This window comes from Flintibacter sp. HCN-6482, from assembly GCF_037892565.1.
GTDB lineage: Bacteria > Bacillota > Clostridia > Oscillospirales > Oscillospiraceae > Lawsonibacter > Lawsonibacter aceti.
Genome location: NZ_JBBKBK010000001.1, coordinates 451,054 through 468,099, shown reverse-complemented (window position 1 = coordinate 468,099; position 17,046 = coordinate 451,054). Strand labels below are relative to the sequence as shown.

11 protein-coding genes are annotated in these 17,046 nt (G+C 57.5%); 7 read left to right on the top strand and 4 right to left on the bottom strand.

Annotation, left to right across the window (positions count from 1 at the left end; genetic code table 11):
- Positions 1-19: 19 nt before the first annotated feature.
- The 5 genes from WKS99_RS02255 to WKS99_RS02235 all read left to right on the top strand — a co-directional run bounded on the left by WKS99_RS02255 (position 20) and on the right by WKS99_RS02235 (position 10,486).
- Positions 20-169 carry a FeoB-associated Cys-rich membrane protein gene (locus tag WKS99_RS02255; protein ID WP_240286987.1) on the top strand — a complete coding sequence of 50 codons (150 nt, stop codon included), beginning with the start codon at positions 20-22 and terminating at the stop codon, positions 167-169.
- Between the two features lie 439 nt (positions 170-608).
- Positions 609-4,469, top strand: coding sequence for a DNA-directed RNA polymerase subunit beta (rpoB, locus tag WKS99_RS02250; protein ID WP_340405255.1), 3,861 nt, complete (start codon positions 609-611; stop codon positions 4,467-4,469).
- 21 nt (positions 4,470-4,490) lie between these two features.
- Complete coding sequence (rpoC, locus tag WKS99_RS02245; RefSeq protein ID WP_340405254.1) at positions 4,491-8,168, top strand: DNA-directed RNA polymerase subunit beta'; 3,678 nt, start codon at positions 4,491-4,493, stop codon at positions 8,166-8,168.
- Positions 8,169-8,411: 243 nt separating this feature from the next.
- Positions 8,412-9,791, top strand: coding sequence for an alanine/glycine:cation symporter family protein (locus tag WKS99_RS02240; RefSeq protein WP_340405253.1), 1,380 nt, complete (start codon positions 8,412-8,414; stop codon positions 9,789-9,791).
- A gap of 422 nt (positions 9,792-10,213) precedes the next feature.
- Positions 10,214-10,486, top strand: a complete 273-nt coding sequence (locus WKS99_RS02235; protein WP_340405252.1) for a hypothetical protein — start codon at positions 10,214-10,216, stop codon at positions 10,484-10,486.
- Between the two features lie 562 nt (positions 10,487-11,048).
- Here the strand turns inward: WKS99_RS02235 and WKS99_RS02230 are convergent.
- The 4 genes from WKS99_RS02230 to WKS99_RS02215 form a co-directional block, all read right to left on the bottom strand.
- Positions 11,049-12,377 carry a CCA tRNA nucleotidyltransferase gene (locus WKS99_RS02230; RefSeq protein WP_340405251.1) on the bottom strand — a complete coding sequence of 443 codons (1,329 nt, stop codon included), beginning with the start codon at positions 12,375-12,377 and terminating at the stop codon, positions 11,049-11,051.
- A gap of 84 nt (positions 12,378-12,461) precedes the next feature.
- Positions 12,462-13,616 (bottom strand): DHHW family protein, encoded by a 1,155-nt coding sequence (locus WKS99_RS02225; RefSeq protein ID WP_340405250.1) that lies wholly within the window; start codon positions 13,614-13,616, stop codon positions 12,462-12,464.
- Positions 13,617-13,629: 13 nt separating this feature from the next.
- Positions 13,630-15,033, bottom strand: a complete 1,404-nt coding sequence (locus WKS99_RS02220) for an MBOAT family O-acyltransferase (protein ID WP_240286997.1) — start codon at positions 15,031-15,033, stop codon at positions 13,630-13,632.
- A gap of 93 nt (positions 15,034-15,126) precedes the next feature.
- Complete coding sequence (locus WKS99_RS02215; protein WP_340405249.1) at positions 15,127-16,110, bottom strand: Ig-like domain-containing protein; 984 nt, start codon at positions 16,108-16,110, stop codon at positions 15,127-15,129.
- A 266-nt stretch (positions 16,111-16,376) separates the two neighbouring features.
- Here WKS99_RS02215 and WKS99_RS02210 point away from each other — a divergent pair, with 266 nt between their 5' ends.
- Both WKS99_RS02210 and WKS99_RS02205 read left to right on the top strand, forming a co-directional pair.
- Complete coding sequence (locus WKS99_RS02210; RefSeq protein ID WP_186852778.1) at positions 16,377-16,736, top strand: ArsR/SmtB family transcription factor; 360 nt, start codon at positions 16,377-16,379, stop codon at positions 16,734-16,736.
- 44 nt (positions 16,737-16,780) lie between these two features.
- On the top strand, positions 16,781-17,002 hold the full coding sequence (locus tag WKS99_RS02205; protein WP_147570808.1) for a cation transporter: 222 nt from the start codon (positions 16,781-16,783) through the stop codon (positions 17,000-17,002).
- The last annotated feature ends 44 nt before the right edge of the window (positions 17,003-17,046 follow it).

The following is a 17,046-nucleotide window of genomic DNA, read 5'->3' as shown; positions in this document are numbered from 1 at the left end:
ATGAAAGGAGGGCGTGACGATGATACCGCCCATGATAGGAAACCTCATCGTGATCGCGGCCCTTGTGGCCGTGGCAGCCCTGGCAGTCCGCTCTATCTGGAAGGGCCATAAGAAGGGCGGACACTGCGGCGGCGACTGCGGCCAATGCGGCGGCTGCCATCATAAATAGACTTTCTCCCCCTTTATGAAAGGCCGGACGGGATAGCACCCGTCCGGCTTTCTTCCTTTCACATGGGGGTGGTAGATTGAAAACTGCTGTGTCCAAAGTCCGGATAGGTCTCCAGATAAGGTTTTATACCAAGGAAATTTTGGGAAAATAAAAGGAAGGCGCTTGACACAGCGCCTTCCCCATGGTACAATAAAATGCTTTTATGTCCCCTAAAAGAAAGAGCATAATCTCCCATGCTCTATCTTTAGTTTATCACAGGGCGGACAGAAAGACAAGAGTGACTTCAAGCAAAATAGCAACGCGCCCGGGTGTGCGGAAAAGCGGCGGAGTGCCGGATTTGTATAAATCGACGGCGAAAACGGCTGTTTTTCCCTGCATCCAGAGGAAAAAACGGAAGGACCAACCGTGGAATCAGAAGAAAGCGAGTTGATTTTTTAGCATGGTCAAGGACGTAATGTACGGCAAGACCCCGAGAAAGAGCTTTGCCCGCTACCAGGAGATCCTGGAGATGCCTAACCTGCTGGAGGTGCAGAAGACCTCCTACCAGTGGTTCCTGGACACCGGCCTGCGGGAGGTGTTCAAGGACGTCGGCCCCATCACCGACTATGCCGGCAATCTGGAGCTGACCTTTGTGGACTACTCCATGGATGAGAAGCCCAAGTACGACGTGGAGGAGTGCAAGGCCAGGGACGCCACCTACGCCGCCCCCATCAAGGTGAAGGTCCAGCTGCGCAACACCCAGAAGAAGAACGACCGGGTGTCGGAGCAGATCGCCGAGCAGGAGATCTTTATGGGAGACTTTCCCATCATGACCCAGGCCGGCACCTTCGTCATCAATGGCGCCGAGCGGGTCATCGTCTCCCAGATCGTCCGCTCTCCCGGTATGTATTACACCCGGACCGCGGACAAGGCGGACAACCTGACCTACACCACTACCGTAATCCCCTACCGGGGTGCCTGGCTGGAGTATGAAACCGATTTGTCCGACCTGTTCTATGTCCGCATCGATAAGAACCGCAAGCTGCCCATCACCTGCCTTATCCGTGCCCTGGGGCCCCGGACCGACGCTGAAATCATCGAGATGTTCGGCGAGGACGAGCGTATCCTGGCCACGATGGAGAAGGATGCCTGTAAGACCTATGAGGACGCCCTGCTGGAGATCTACCGCAAGCTCCGTCCTGGCGAGCCCCCCACGGTGGACTCCGCCCGGACCCTGCTGGACGCCACCTTCTTTGATCCCCGGCGCTATGATCTGTCCGCTGTGGGCCGCTATAAGTTCAACAAGAAGATGGCTCTGTGGTCCCGGCTGTCCGGCCAGAAGCTGGCCCTGCCCGTAGCCGATCCCCGCACCGGCGAGATCATCGCCGAGGAGGGAGAGGTCCTGACACGGGAGAGGGCCCACTTCCTGGACGACCGGGGCGTCAACGAGGCTGTCATCGACGTGGACGGTAAGCAGGTCAAGGTGTTTTCTAACAACATGGTCCACCTGAAGGACTTTGTGGACTTTGACCCTCAAGAGGTCGGCGTCAGCGAGATGGTCTATTTCCCCGCCCTGTGCGAGCTGCTGGACCAGTTCCAGGGGGAGGAACTGAAGGACGCCATCCGCGGCCATCTGGACGACCTGATCCCCAAGCACATCACTGTGCCTGACATCATGGCCTCTATCAATTACCTCAACTGTCTGGCCCACAACTCCGGCACCCCGGATGACATCGACCACCTGGGTAACCGCCGGCTGCGCTGTGTGGGCGAGCTGATTCAGAATCAGTTCCGCATCGGCTTCTCCCGTATGGAGCGTGTTATCCGGGAGCGGATGACCACTCAGGACCTGGATGTGGTCACCCCCCAGAGCCTGATTAACATCCGCCCTGTCACCGCCGCCATCAAGGAGTTCTTCGGCTCCAGCCCCCTGTCCCAGTTCATGGACCAGACCAACCCCCTGGCCGAGCTGACCCACAAGCGCCGTCTGTCCGCTCTGGGCCCCGGCGGCCTGTCCCGTGACCGGGCCTCCTTCGATGTCCGTGACGTCCATTACAGCCACTACGGACGCCTGTGCCCCATCGAGACCCCCGAAGGTCCCAATATCGGCCTGATTTCCTATCTGGCCTCCTACGCCCGTATCAACCGTTTCGGCTTTATTGAGACCCCCTACCGTAAGGTGGATAAGGAGACTGGCCGGGTTACCGACGAAATCACCTATATGACCGCCGATGTAGAGGACGAGTACACCATCGGCCAGGCCACTGAGCCTGTGGACGAGAACGGCTGCTTCGTCAACGAGCGTATCACCTGCCGTCACCGGAATGAGACCATTTCTGTGGATAAACACCAGGTGGACTATGTGGACGTGTCCCCCAAGATGATGGTGTCCGTGGCTACCGCCATGATCCCCTTCCTCCAGAACGACGACGCCAACCGTGCGCTGATGGGCGCCAACATGCAGCGCCAGGCCGTCCCCCTGCTCCGGCCCGAGGCTCCCATCGTGGCCACTGGCCAGGAGCACAAGAACTGCATCGACTCCGAAGTGGCCATCCTGGCGGAAGGCCCCGGCACGGTCACCAAGGTGTCCGCCCGGTATATCACCGTGGCTTATGACAACGGCCAGACCAAGGAGTACCGCCTAACTAAGTACCTGCGCTCCAACCACACCACCTGTATCAACCAGCGGCCCATCGTGGACGCCGGACAGCGGGTAGACTTCCAGGACGTGCTGGCAGACGGTCCCTCTACCGACCACGGCGAAATCGCCCTGGGCCGGAATATCCTCATGGGCTTCATGACCTGGGAGGGCTACAACTACGAGGACGCCATCCTGCTCAACGAGCGGATGGTGAAGGACGACGTATTTACCTCCATCCACATCGAGGAGTATGAGACTGAGGCACGGGACACCAAGCTGGGTCCCGAGACCATCACCCGTGATATCCCCAACGTGGGCGAGGACGCTCTGCGGGACCTGGACGAGCATGGCATCATCCGGGTGGGCGCCGAAGTCCATGCCGGCGACTACCTGGTGGGTAAGGTCACCCCCAAGGGCGAGGCGGAGGCCACTGCTGAGGAGAAGCTGCTCCGGGCCATCTTTGGAGAGAAGGCCCGTGAGGTCCGCGACACCTCTCTGAAGGTGCCCCACGGCGAGAGCGGCATCGTGGTGGATGTAAAGATCTTTACCCGTGAGAACGGCGACGAGATGTCCCCTGGCGTTAACCAGACCGTCCGGGTGTATATTGCTCAGAAGCGGAAGATCTCCGTGGGTGACAAGATGGCCGGCCGCCACGGCAACAAGGGCGTGGTGTCCCGCATCCTGCCCCAGGAGGATATGCCCTTCCTGCCCGACGGCACCCCCCTGGACATTGTGCTGAATCCCTTGGGCGTGCCCTCCCGTATGAACATCGGCCAGGTGCTGGAGGTCCATCTGGGATACGCCGCCAAGACCCTGGGCTGGAAGGTGGCCACCCCCATCTTCAACGGCGCCACCGAGAGCGATATTCAGGAGTGCCTGAAAATGGCCGGCCTGGCCCGTGAGGTGGGCTATGACGAGCCCCTTATCGGCAAGCAGCTCTATCTGGCCGGCGAGGGCGAGGAGGAGATGCGTGCCCTGTCCTCCGAGGAGATGGCCGACAGCGCCCAGATCCGGGAGTGGCAGAAGGCGGGCAAACTTCGCCTGGTGGACGGCAAGAACTGGCTGTATGACGGTCGTACCGGCCAGCGATTTGACAACCCGGTTACCGTGGGCTATGTCTACTTCCTGAAGCTGCACCACCTGGTGGACGACAAGATCCACGCCCGTGCCACCGGCCCCTACTCCCTGGTCACCCAGCAGCCTCTGGGCGGCAAGGCCCAGTTCGGCGGCCAGCGGTTTGGCGAGATGGAGGTGTGGGCTCTGGAGGCCTACGGCGCCGCCTACACCCTGCAGGAGATCCTGACGGTCAAGTCGGACGACGTGACCGGCCGTGTCAAGACCTACGAGGCCATCGTCAAGGGTCTGAATGTGCCCAAGCCCGGCGTGCCCGAGTCCTTCAAGGTACTGATTAAAGAGCTCCAGTCCCTGTGTCTGGACATCAAGGTGCTGGACGACCAAGGGCAGGAGATCGAGCTGAAGGATGACGACGAGGACAACTACCAGCCCGTCCGGGACGATTTCTATGACCGGGACGATGACTTCGGCTATGAGAAGGACGCCGACTTTGCCTCCGCTGGAGGCTTCACCTTCAAGGGAGAGAGCGATGACGACGACCTCACCTTGGATGTGACCGATGAGGAGAGCTCGGAGGACGGGCTGTTCTCTGACGAGGACTTTTGAGTACGGGAGGAGATTTGAAACATGAGTTACGCTGAATTTGACGCCATCCAGATCGGGATCGCCTCCCCCGAACAGATCCGTGAGTGGTCCTACGGCGAGGTCAAGCGCCCTGAGACCATCAACTACCGCACTCTGAAGCCGGAGAAGGACGGCCTGTTCTGTGAAAAGATCTTTGGCCCCACCAAGGACTGGGAGTGCAACTGCGGCAAGTATAAGAAGATCCGCTACAAGGGCAAGGTGTGCGACCGCTGCGGCGTGGAAATCACCAAGGCCAAAGTCCGCCGGGAGCGGATGGGCCACATCGAGCTGGCCGCCCCCGTGTCCCATATCTGGTACTTTAAGGGAATCCCCTCCCGGATGGGATTGCTGCTGGATATCAGCCCCCGGATCCTGGAGAAGGTGCTGTACTTTGCCGCCTATATTGTCATCGACCCCGGCTTCTCCCCCCTCTCCAAAAACCAGATCCTGTCCGAGAAGGAATATCGGGATATGCGGGAGAAGTACGAGGACGACTTTGACGCCGGTATGGGCGCCGAGGCTGTCAAGAAGCTGCTCCAGCAGATTGATTTGGAGGAGCTGTCTGCCCAGCTGCGTGCCGAACTGAAAGACGCCTCCGGTCAGAAGAAGGCCCGCATTGTTAAGCGTCTGGAGGTGGTAGACGCCTTCCGCGTCTCTGGCAACAAGCCCGAGTGGATGATTATCGATGTACTGCCTGTGATTCCCCCGGAGATCCGTCCCATGGTTCCCCTGGACGGCGGGCGGTACGCCTCCTCTGACCTGAATGATCTGTACCGCCGGGTCATCAACCGCAATAACCGCCTGAAGCGGCTCATCCAGCTCAACGCACCGGACATCATCGTGCGCAACGAGAAGCGGATGCTCCAGGAGGCTGTGGACGCCCTCATCGACAACGGCCGCCGGGGCCGGGCCGTCACCGGCGCCAACAACCGGGCCCTCAAATCCCTGTCCGACATGCTCAAGGGCAAGCAGGGACGCTTCCGTCAGAACCTGCTGGGCAAGCGTGTGGACTACTCCGGCCGTTCCGTCATCGTGGTGGGCCCCAGCCTGAAGATATATCAGTGCGGCCTGCCCAAAGAGATGGCCATTGAGTTGTTCCGCCCCTTCGTTATGAAGAAGCTGGTGGACGACGGCGCCGCCCACAACATCAAGCAGGCCAAGAAGATGGTGGAGAAGGGCGAGGCTGCCGTGTGGGACGCCCTGGAATTTGTCATCAAAGACCACCCCGTCATGCTCAACCGCGCCCCCACCCTGCACCGCCTGGGCATCCAGGCATTTGAGCCTGTTCTGGTGGAAGGCCGGGCCATCAAGCTGCACCCCCTGGTGTGTACCGCCTTCAACGCCGACTTCGACGGCGACCAGATGGCTGTCCACGTCCCCCTGTCTGCCGAGGCCCAGACCGAGGCGCGGGTGCTGATGCTGTCTGCCAATAACCTGCTCCGTCCCCAGGACGGCGGCCCGGTTACCATCCCCTCCCAGGATATGATCCTGGGTGCCTACTACCTGACCTTCACCCGGGACGAGGCTGGCACTGGCCACTGTTTTGCCGACAAAGACGAGGCTATGCTGGCCTATGACGCCGGGGTAGTCACCCTTCACTCTCCCATCAAGGTCCGTATGTACCGGGAAGTAGATGGTGAGATGCGCCACAAGCTGGTGGAGACCACGGTGGGCCGCCTGATCTATAATGAGGCCATCCCCCAGGACTTGGGCTTTGTGGACCGCGACGACCCTGAGACCATGTTCGACCCAGAGATCAACTTCGTGGTGGGCAAAAAGCAACTGGGCAAAATCATCGACAAGTGCATCTCCAAGCATGGCTTTACCGTGTCCGCCGGAGTGCTGGACGCCATCAAAGACTTGGGCTACCATTACTCCACCCGGGGCTCCCTGACCGTGGCCATCGCCGACATGACGGTCCCGGCCAAGAAGTACGAGCTGATCGCCGAGACCGAGAAGGAGATCATCAAGATCGACCGCCTGTACCGCCGGGGTATGCTGACAAACGAGGAGCGGTACCGCAAGTCTGTGGAAGCTTGGGAACAGACCACCGCCGACGTGACCGCCGCCCTGCAGGAGTCCATGGACCGGTACAACCCCATCTGGATGATGGCCGACTCCGGCGCCCGTGGTTCTATGGCTCAGATCCGTCAGCTGGCCGGTATGCGCGGCCTGATGGCCGATACCGCCGGCCGTACCATCGAGATCCCCATCAAGGCCAACTTCCGTGAGGGGCTGTCTGTATTGGAATACTTCATCTCCTCCAGGGGCGCCCGGAAGGGTATGGCCGATACCGCTCTGCGTACCGCCGACTCGGGCTACCTGACCCGCCGCCTGGTGGACGTGTCCCAGGAGGTCATTATCCGGGAGGAGGACTGCGGCACCTCCGACGGAATCCTGGTCAGCGAGATCGAGGAGCACGGCCAGGTCATCGAGACCTTTGCCGAGCGCGTCCACGGCCGCTATCCCGCGGAGGACATCGTGGACCCCGCCACTGGCGAGGTGCTCTTCACTCGAGATACCATGCTTCTCAACGAGGACGCCAAGACTCTGGAAAAACACGGTATCCATGAAGTGAAGATCCGCTCTGTCCTTACCTGCCGGGCCCGCAGCGGCGTGTGCGCCAAGTGCTACGGCATCAACCTGGCCATTGGTGAGCCTGTGGGCGCTGGCGAGGCGGTGGGTATCATCGCCGCCCAGTCCATCGGTGAGCCCGGCACCCAGCTGACCATGCGTACCTTCCACACCGGCGGTGTGGCCGGCGGTGATATCACCCAGGGTCTGCCCCGCGTGGAGGAGCTGTTCGAGGCCCGCAAGCCCAAGAAGATGGCCCAGCTGGCTGAAATCAGCGGTGTGGTGTCCATGGAGGAGACCAAGCGCAACGTGATGTGCAACGTGACCATCACCGCCGATGACGGCGAGGTGGTGACCTACGCCATGCCTTACTCCGCCGGCATTAAGGTGAAGGAGGGCGACACGGTGGAAAAGGGCTACCAGCTTACCGAGGGCGCCCTGTCCCCCCATGAGGTGCTGCGTATCCGCGGCCTGTCCGACTGCCACAACTACCTGATCCGCGAGGTGCAGAAGGTGTACCGTCAGCAGGGCGTGGACACCAATGATAAGCATATCGAGGTTATTGTCCGCCAGATGATGCGGAAGGTCCGGGTGGAGGACGCTGGGGACTCCGATTTGTTGTCCGGCGCTACCGTGGACATCACCGAGTTCCGGGACGCCGAGGAGGCGGTCCAGGCCCGCATTGACGCCGGGGAGAAGAACGAGATGGGCGAGGATCTGCGCCTGCCCACCTGTACCCGCCTGCTCATGGGAATTACCAAGGCATCTCTGGCTACTGAGTCCTTCCTGTCCGCCGCCTCCTTCCAAGAGACCACCAAGGTGCTCACTGAAGCGGCGATCAAGGGCAAGGTGGACCACCTGCAGGGTCTGAAGGAGAACGTCATCATCGGCAAGCTTATCCCCGCCGGCTCTGGTCTGGCCCAGTACCGTAAGGAGGATGTTATCGACGACGAGGGCAACCTGGTCTCTGACCAGAGCGGGGCCATCGTAGCCGATGCCCTGGAGGAACCCACCCAGATGGAAAACGAGGAGGACCTGTCCTTCGAGGTTGGCTCTATCGAGCTGGAAACAGCCGCTGGAAGCCAGAGCGAGGACGCGCTGGTCTAAAATGACCAGAAAACCTGCACAGTAGAGCGGACCGAGGGAGTGTATAACGCTCCCTCGGTCCGCTCTTTTTTCAACTTTTAAAAGAGAAAAATTCGTTTTTTCACAAGTCTTACCTTTTTAAAGCGAAAAATAGTTGCTATCGGGCCTAAAAGAAAGAAAAAATGATGTCTCAAATATCTTCTCTTGCAATTTTGCGGGACTGTCTTTATAATGTTTTTAAAAGAGGGAGAGGGATGATCGACAATGCTGGAGATGCTTACATCAGTCAACAGCGCCTTGAATGGCTTTGTATGGGGCCCCGTCATGCTGGCTCTGCTGGTGGGAACCGGCATCTACCTTACCTGCCGCACCGGCTGGATTCAGGTGCGGCGCTTCGGCTATATCATGAAAAGCACGGTGGGCTCTCTGTTCCGCAAGTCGGAAAAAGACCATGGCAGCAACCTGTCCCCCTTTCAGGCGGTGACCACAGCCCTGGCCGGGACAGTGGGCACGGGCAACATCGCCGGTGTCACTGGCGCCATCTTTGTGGGCGGGCCCGGCGCTGTGTTCTGGATGTGGGTGTCCGCCTTTTTTGGAATGTGTACCAAGTATGCCGAGATCGCCCTATCCATCCAGTACCGGGAGACAGATGAGGGCGGCGCCCACCGGGGCGGCCCCATGTATTACATCGAAAAGGGGCTGGGCAGGGGGTGGAAGCCCCTGGCTGTTTTGTTTGCCCTGTTTGGGGGCTTCGCCTCTTTTGGGATCGGAAATATCTCCCAGTCCAGTGAAATTGCCGGCGCCATGAACGGACTGTTCGGAATTGATCCTCTGGTTACCGGTATTCTTTTGGCAGTTATTGTAGGAGTGGTGATCATCGGCGGCGTCAAGCGCATCGGCCAGGTGGCCTCCTATCTGGTCCCCTTTATGGCCAGCTTCTATATCCTGGCCGGAATCGCTGTTATTCTGCTGCGGATCACCCAGGTTCCCGCCGCTTTGGCATCCATTGTCACCAGCGCCTTCAGCTTTGAGGCAGTGGGAGGGGGCGTCTTTGGCTACGCCATCATGGCGGCCATGAAGCAGGGATTCGCCCGGGGGGTGTTCTCCAACGAGGCCGGCCTCGGCTCCGCCCCGATGGCCCATGCGGCCTCCTCCACCGACGAGCCTGCCGAGCAGGCCATGTGGGGCGTGTTCGAGGTGTTTGTGGATACCATCGTGATCTGCACCATTACCTCCCTCACCGTGCTGCTGTCCGGCCTGCCTCTGGGGGAGGCAGCCCTGGACAGCTATACCTCCAATGGCGCCGCCGCAGTGGCCGCCTTCAACACGATCCTGCCTGGTACCATAGGGGGCGTGGTCATCCAAATCAGCCTGCTCTTTTTTGCCCTCTCCACCATTTTGGGCTGGAGTTACTACGGCGAGCAGTGCTGGGGCTATCTGACCCATGACAGCAAGATGGTCAAGGCTCTTTTCAAAGCTGTATTCGCCTTAGTCTGCCTCGTGGGAGCCACCGGCTCCGGCAAACTGATGTGGGATATCGCCGATACCCTGAACGGCATGATGGCGATTCCAAACCTGGTGGGCCTTCTAGCCCTGTCGGGAGTGGTGGCCCGGATCACCAGGAACTATTTCAAGGAGAGGTAAGCTAATTGTGTATAAAACTTTAATTTGTTTTTTGTTATCCATAAGTCTTGAACTATGAAAACCATTGTAAATACAGGACTTTCCGGCCCATTAGGACACTTATAAAATCTAAAATTCTTGCCACTTTGGTACCCAAATGGTGCCTGGATTTTCTATAACGATATAAAATGATACAGGCAGATATAAGAAAACCATACTATACGAGGGCGAAATTATTCTTTGCTTTCACTCTCTTGTCTGCCACATAAGCAGGGATGGACGTGCTTGCCAACAGCGAGCGAAGCCCGTTCATCTCGACTGTTGACGAGTGTGGAGTGCTCTGCTATTTCGTACAAATGAGGAATGTAATAGAAAAATTTATATATGGGGGCTATAATATTTCTATACAAAGCGACCACTTTAAATTTATGGAGGAAAATCTTATGAGAAAAACGCAAATAGTATCTTTGATTGTATTAGTTTTAGCAATTTTTGTTTCTATTGATTTAGGCCTTAATTTTGCCTATTGTTTAATTCCTGAATTACAGGATGGGATTTCATCACATAGTTTCTTACAAGAAACTTTTGGTATTTTTGGAAATAGCGGATGGACAAAAGTTGATTTTTTCTATGCTTTTGAAAAATCAATATGGTTTAGCTTTTTTATGATTATTGAAAATATAATTGTTTGGATTTTAAAGGAAATAAAGAAGTAAAAAACTTATAGTTTGGGCTGGGTTTGGAATATTCTCAACAATCAAAAATCTCTCTTTCTGTCATAGACGAAAACGAGTGATTTTTACGGAAAGGGGTCCCCTTTCCTATGCTTGCTACGGGACTTTTCACAAAGGAAAGGATAATCTGAACAGGTAGCAACTTGCTTTGAAATATTACGCAGTTAAAGAGCGGTTTTGAGGGAAAAGGTATAAAAACATTGCCCTATCAGCTTTAGTGACTATAATGCCTTCCTTATAAGGATTATTAAAACTCTAATGCGTAACATAAAAGTGTAAAATAAGGTTGTCCCAAATTGCTTTTGGGGGAGTGATAACATCACCCAATGCTTCTGTGTATTGCCTTATTTGTGGTGCTAAATGGTGCTCAACTCTATAAAATCAACTTATACGGCGATATGAGAAGATACAAGCGAAAATGGGGAAACCGCTGATAATACAGGCTTTTTTCTCACTTCAATAAATACTTGCAAGAAGTTATCAGACAATTTTCGTCCATAAGATCAATAAAAAATCCGCCCATGCCGATGCGTGGGCGGATTTTTTATGGGGAAAGATACCTCTCCAGGGCGGAGAGAAGGGCGGAACGCTCGTTGGGCAGCTCTCCCTGGGCCACCTGGTCCAGGAGCTCGTGCAGAGCCTGTCCGATTTGGGGACCGGCCAGACCGGACTTCAGGGCGTCGTGCCCGTTGACCGCCAGAGTCCGGAGGGAAAGACAGGCATTTTCCTCCAACAACTGCCGCCCCAGCGCCTCCGTCCGCTCCAGCGGAGCGGACTCCTCCGCCTTGAGCGGCGGGGCACAGGCGGATGCGTCCGCCCCTTTGAGAGCCAGCAATTGGAAGAAGCACTCCTCTCCCAGCCTGGACAGCCACCGGCCGGCCCACCGCCGGGTAGGCTCCACCGGCAGGTGATGGCGGGAGATCAGGATGGCCGCCCGCTCCCGGGTGGCGTTGTCCAGGCGAAGGCGGGCCATAGCCCGCTCGGCCAGCGGTACGCCCAGGCGGTCGTGGCCATAGAAATGCCCGATGCCCCGCTCATCCAGGAAAAAGGAGGCGGGCTTCCCCACGTCATGAAGAAGGGCGGCAAGTCGGAGAGCGGGGGAGGGGGGGACCAGGGCAGCCGTCTTGACGCTGTGGGTATACACGTCCCAGCGGTGGTGGGGATTACGCTGGTCAAAGCCCACCGCAGGGCCCAGCTCCGGAAGAATTTGGGTCACTACGTCGTGGAAATCCAACAACACCTGCTCCGCTCCGGGGGAGCAGAGTAGCCGGAGAAATTCAGCGGAAATACGTTCCCAAGCCACCATGGACAGCTGGGGAGCGTGTCCGTGGATGGCGTCGGCGGTGTCCGGGTGGATGGTAAAACGAAGCTGACCGGCCAGCCGGAGTCCCCGGAGGAGCCGCAGGGCGTCCTCCTCCATTCGCCGGTCCGGATCCCCTACGCAGCGGATCAGCCGAGCGTTCAAATCCTCTTGACCGCCAAACCGGTCGATCAGTCCCTCCGGACCCCAGGCCATGGCGTTGATCGTGAAGTCCCGGCGGGCCAGGTCATCAGTGAGGTCGCTGGTAAATTCCACCTGGTCCGGATGCCGGTGGTCGGAGTAGCTCCCCTCCCGGCGGAAGGTGGTTACCTCCACAGGGAGGCCGTCGGACAGGACAGTGACCGTGCCGTGCTTCAGACCGGTATTCAGACATGGAAAGCCGGCGCAGCAGGACAGTATCTCCCAAGGCAGGGCGGAGGTGGTCACATCGTAGTCATGGGGCGGGATGGACAGAAGGCTGTCCCGGACGCAGCCCCCCACCAGCACCGCCTGATGGCCGGACCGCCTCAACTGCTGGACGACCGCCAGTGCCCTGCTGTCCCAGTTTGTCATGCCACTCACCTCCTGTTGGGATTATCTTATCAGAGCGGGTGGAAAAAAACAAGGCCGGGACGTCCCAATGTCCCGGCCCGGAAATCACCGCCCCAGAACAAAAAGATTCTGGTCGGTGGCAAAATTGGAGAAAGAGTAGAGCACAAGCACCGAGTCAATGCCGTTGTCTGCTACATAGTCCTTCACGCTGCTCAGATTGTTCCGGGGATCAAAGAGGTGAACCTCAGAAAATCGCTCCGTCAGGAAGGGAGCCAGGGAGTCGGAGTAGGAATCCCGGATGACCAGCACCTTGGGGCCATCTACCTGTGGGTTCTCGATGACGCACAGGGGCTGGCGCCCCCCCAGGAAGTAGGAGTATTTATCCTTCACTTCTAAAAAGCTGTCCACATATAGACTGCCTTCACTGGGCTCAGAGCCGAACCAGGAGGTCACCTTCAGCCCCTCGCCAGACACATAGGTATCGATGGAGTCAGGGGCCACCCAGCGAACTCCGGAGGTGGAGAAGGTAGTGCCGAAGAACTGGTCAGTGACCGTAGTCTTCTGGTAATCATCCAGATCCAGCGGATCCAGACTCATAGCCTCAAAGATGGCGTTGGCCCCGTAGAAGGCCCCCAGGCTGGTCCAGTGGTGGTCGGTGCGGTAGTAGATGTCCTCGCCGCTGTGGGCGGCCAGAGCGCCTGCCATGTCGATGGTAGAGGCCCCGCTCTGAAAATACATCTGGTCAATGAGGGAAAACTCGTCCGCTGTGGGCGCACCAGCGGGCAGGCGGTCTGCCCAGATGGCAGAGGAGGAGGGGATGATGCCCAGGTACACCGGGACAGACACATTGCCTGCCAGCGTGTCCACAAAGCCGAGGCGGGTCAGAAGCCCCTGCTTGGTAGAAACGCCCGCCTGAGCGGGGGTATCCTCCCAGGCGGGGGTATCCACCCGGTTCAGGAGGGTGTCCTGCTTACCGAAATAGACCCCGTTGTTCTCCCGCTTGCCGGACAGACGCTCACACCAGGCTTTGGCGGCCACCCAGAAGTCCCGGCCGGCGATATGGTCGGCCACATAGTCCTCGGCCTGTTCCATAAAGGTGCCGTCTGTGACTGTTTCCACGCTGAATTTGGGCGGCTTCTGGAGATAGCGGTTCTCCAGCTCGGACATCTCCTTGTCCGGCAGGAGAGTGCTGACCACCAGCATCCCGCCAAGGAAGGTGCAGAACAGGGCAGTGATAAACTTGTTGTACTTGTTTGACATAGTCTGCGCCTCCTTAGAAACGGAAATAGAGGAAGGGATTGTAGGTGCCGTCCACCAGATAGGCGGTGCACACCAACAGGCCGGCTATGATGGCGGCGGCACCTGTTACCTGCGCTGCCCGCTGAGGGAGCCTGTGGTACAGTTTTGCGCCCAGAGGGGTGGAGGAGAGGGCCGCCAGCGCCAGGATGGGCAGATAGCTGATGAAATAGTAGCCCAAAGTGCCGTCCGCCAGAGGAGCGCCCCCCAGACCGAACATCACCTTCAGATAGCCGCCCAGCCGAGAGGCGTCCTCGATGCCAAAGATAGCCCAGCTGACAAGGACAAAAAACATGGTATAGACATGGCCCACCAGGGCTGGGGCCTTTTTCAACGCATCCAGCAGGAAAAACTTTTCTACCATCAGAAGGGCAAAGAAATACAGTCCCCAGATGAGATAGTTCCAACTGGCCCCGTGCCAGATGCCGGTGGCCGCCCACACGACGAACAGGTTGAACATCCAGCGGCCCTTGGAGCAGCGGTTGCCCCCCAGGGGGATATACAGGTATTCCCGGAACCAGGTGGACAGGGAGATGTGCCACCGCCGCCAGAACTCGGTGATACTCTTGGAAATATAGGGGTAGTTGAAGTTGGGCAGGAACTCAAAGCCCAGCATCCGGCCCAGGCCTACCGCCATGTCGGAGTAGCCAGAGAAGTCAAAGTAGATCTGGAAGGTGAAGGCCAGCACACCCAGCCAAGCCCCCGCCACGGTCAGGTCCGCCAGCGCCATGGTCTTATAGCTGTCCCACAGCATCCCCACATTGTTGGCGATGAGCAGCTTTTTGCCAAGGCCGATCATAAACATCTGGACGCCAGAGGCAAACTTGTCCACAGTGCAGTCCCGCTGATCGATTTGGTCTCCCAGGTCCTTATACTTGATGATGGGACCGGCGATGAGCTGGGGAAACAGGGTGACGAAGGTGCCAAAGTTAAGGATGGATCGCTGCGCTCGGGCATCTCCCCGGTACACATCGATGGTGTAGCTCATGGTTTGGAAGGTATAGAAGGAGATACCGATAGGCAGGTGGATACCCAGCACCGGCATGAAGTTCAGCCCGACCGACTGGAGAGAGGCGGCGATAAAGTCCCAGTACTTGAAGAAGAACAGCAGGGCCAGGTTGAACACGATGGAGGAGGCCACCGCCATCCGGGCACCCCTATCGTTGTCCCTCCGCTTGCAGCGTTCTACCAGCAGGCCGTGGGTATAGTCGATGGCGGTGGACAGGAACATGATGACGACATAGACCCGCTCCCCCCAGTAGTAGAAAAACAGAGAGGCGCACAGGATTACTACGTTCCGGAACTTTCGGGGCACCAAGTAGTAGATCAGCAGAGTGAGCGCCAGAAAATAAAATAAAAAGGTAGGGGTGGAAAAGACCATGAGCAACACTCCTTAAAGGAACGGCGGACGACTTGTCGTCCGCCGTGGGATCATATGGATTATAACGCTGGGGATAGGGACTTTTGCTTCGAATCAGAACAGGGCGTTGAAGGCGTCTACGATGGCGTCGCAGTTCTCATGGACAACCATCATGACATAGTTGCCGTTGCTGACAACACGGGAGTTTTCGGTCCAGATCCGGGTGGGTTCGGGATACCAGGCTCCTCCGTTGATCATACCATCGATCCGGGTCTGGAAGATGGACTTCACAGTATCCACGTCCTTACTGTCCTTCACCTGGACCAGGCCGAACTCGCCGTTGTTCATGGTCATCAGTGTGCCATAGATCAATTTTTGTTCCGCGCTTACCGCGCCCATGCCAGGATAGAGCTGTTCCATCAGATCGGCGTCTAAGAGTTGGAGCATACCAAACTCATACTGGCCCATGATATCGCTAGCAAAGGCGGATAGGTCCACGTTGCCGGCAGGGGTGGAAGTATCGCCGGAGGAGCTGCCGCTGGAGGAATCGCTGCCATCTGCGGGGCCACCCTCCTCGGGCTTCTGTTCCTCCCAGTTGCACCGGACGATGCAGGAGGCGGTCAGGCCCGTTTCGCTGTCGGTAACAGTGATAGTGGCGTTTCCAACGGCCACAGCGGTGACCAGGCCCTTGTCAGACACAGTGGCCACAGACTCATCGCTGGATTTCCAGGCCAGAACACCGCCGGCGGGATTAGCCTTGGCCTTCATTTGGAAGGTGGCTCCCGCCTTGAACAGGGTAAAGTCGCTGCGGTTTAGGGACAGGGAGGCCTGTGCCTGGGGCTCGTCCACAGGGGGCTGGGAGCTATCAGAGGAGGTGCTCCCAGAACCGTCCGGCTGGCTGCCGTCCGGCTGAGAGGCATCCGGAGCGGAGCTGTCGGGGATGGAGGTGGAGCCGTCCGGGGCCATAGTGCTCATGTCAGAATTGCTGCCAGTAGAAGAGGACTGATTGCCGGAGGAGTTATCCTCCCCCTTGGGACCACAGGCGGCCAGCAGGACCATGGACAGCGCCAAAGTCAGAGCGAATACACGTCGTTTCATGGTATTGATCTCCTTTTCTTGGGGATGGTATGGGGTTCCCCTGATGGGGATTACGACTAGTTTGACGAGGGCGGAAGAAAAAAGTTCCCTGGTAGAGAAAAAATATTTAACAGATCCATTATATTTTGTTTTTGTCTGAACAGCAAGATTTTTGTTGGAAAGACAGGAAATGAAATTTCCCCCGGCCTCTTGACAAAAGAGGAGCGGTACGCTATTATAATATCAACATATGAATAGATGTTCATATATTGAAAGGAGATGAGAGAATGGAGCGTGAAGTTATCCCCTGCTGCCAGGAGGACCGGGTCCATGTGGACGCGGTGGACCAGGTGCGCGCCCTGCTCCCCCCGGATGAGGAGCTGTATGACTTGGCGGAGCTGTTCAAAATATTTGGGGACAGCACCCGAATCAAGATCCTGTACGCCTTGCTGGAGGGAGAGCTGTGCGTCTGTGATATCGCCAAGCTCATGGAGGTCACCCAGAGCGCCGTGTCCCACCAGCTCCGGGTGCTGAAGAGCAGCAAGCTGGTCAAATTCCGCCGGGAGGGCAAGACAGTTTATTATTCCCTGGCGGACGAACATGTAGTCCGCATCTTAAGCCAGGGAATGGAGCATATCGAGGAGTAACCTGTATGCCGCGATCCAATGGATCGAGAAAAGGAGAGTATACAATGAAAAAGACGTATAAGATGATTGACCTGGACTGTGCCAACTGTGCCGCTAAGATGGAGGAGGCCATCAAGAAGATTGACGGCGTTACCTCCGCCTCTGTCAGCTTTATGACCCAGAAAATGACCATAGAGGGGGACGATGCCCGTTTTGATCAAATCGTCAAGGAGGCGGTCAAGGTGTGCAGAAAAGTAGAACCCGACTGCGAGATTGTACTGAAATAAACGTGAGGCGGCCTAAGGCCACCCATGTCCATATCCCTGTGAGA

Coding starts and splice junctions, on each gene's coding strand:
- WKS99_RS02235 (WP_340405252.1), top strand. CDS start 10,214: ATGAGAAAAACGCAAATAGTATCTTTGATTGTATTAGTTTTAGCAATT.
- WKS99_RS02240 (WP_340405253.1), top strand. CDS start 8,412: ATGCTGGAGATGCTTACATCAGTCAACAGCGCCTTGAATGGCTTTGTA.
- WKS99_RS02225 (WP_340405250.1), bottom strand. CDS start 13,616: ATGTCAAACAAGTACAACAAGTTTATCACTGCCCTGTTCTGCACCTTC.
- WKS99_RS02220 (WP_240286997.1), bottom strand. CDS start 15,033: ATGGTCTTTTCCACCCCTACCTTTTTATTTTATTTTCTGGCGCTCACT.
- WKS99_RS02205 (WP_147570808.1), top strand. CDS start 16,781: ATGAAAAAGACGTATAAGATGATTGACCTGGACTGTGCCAACTGTGCC.
- WKS99_RS02215 (WP_340405249.1), bottom strand. CDS start 16,110: ATGAAACGACGTGTATTCGCTCTGACTTTGGCGCTGTCCATGGTCCTG.
- rpoB (WP_340405255.1), top strand. CDS start 609: ATGGTCAAGGACGTAATGTACGGCAAGACCCCGAGAAAGAGCTTTGCC.
- WKS99_RS02255 (WP_240286987.1), top strand. CDS start 20: ATGATACCGCCCATGATAGGAAACCTCATCGTGATCGCGGCCCTTGTG.
- rpoC (WP_340405254.1), top strand. CDS start 4,491: ATGAGTTACGCTGAATTTGACGCCATCCAGATCGGGATCGCCTCCCCC.
- WKS99_RS02210 (WP_186852778.1), top strand. CDS start 16,377: ATGGAGCGTGAAGTTATCCCCTGCTGCCAGGAGGACCGGGTCCATGTG.
- WKS99_RS02230 (WP_340405251.1), bottom strand. CDS start 12,377: ATGACAAACTGGGACAGCAGGGCACTGGCGGTCGTCCAGCAGTTGAGG.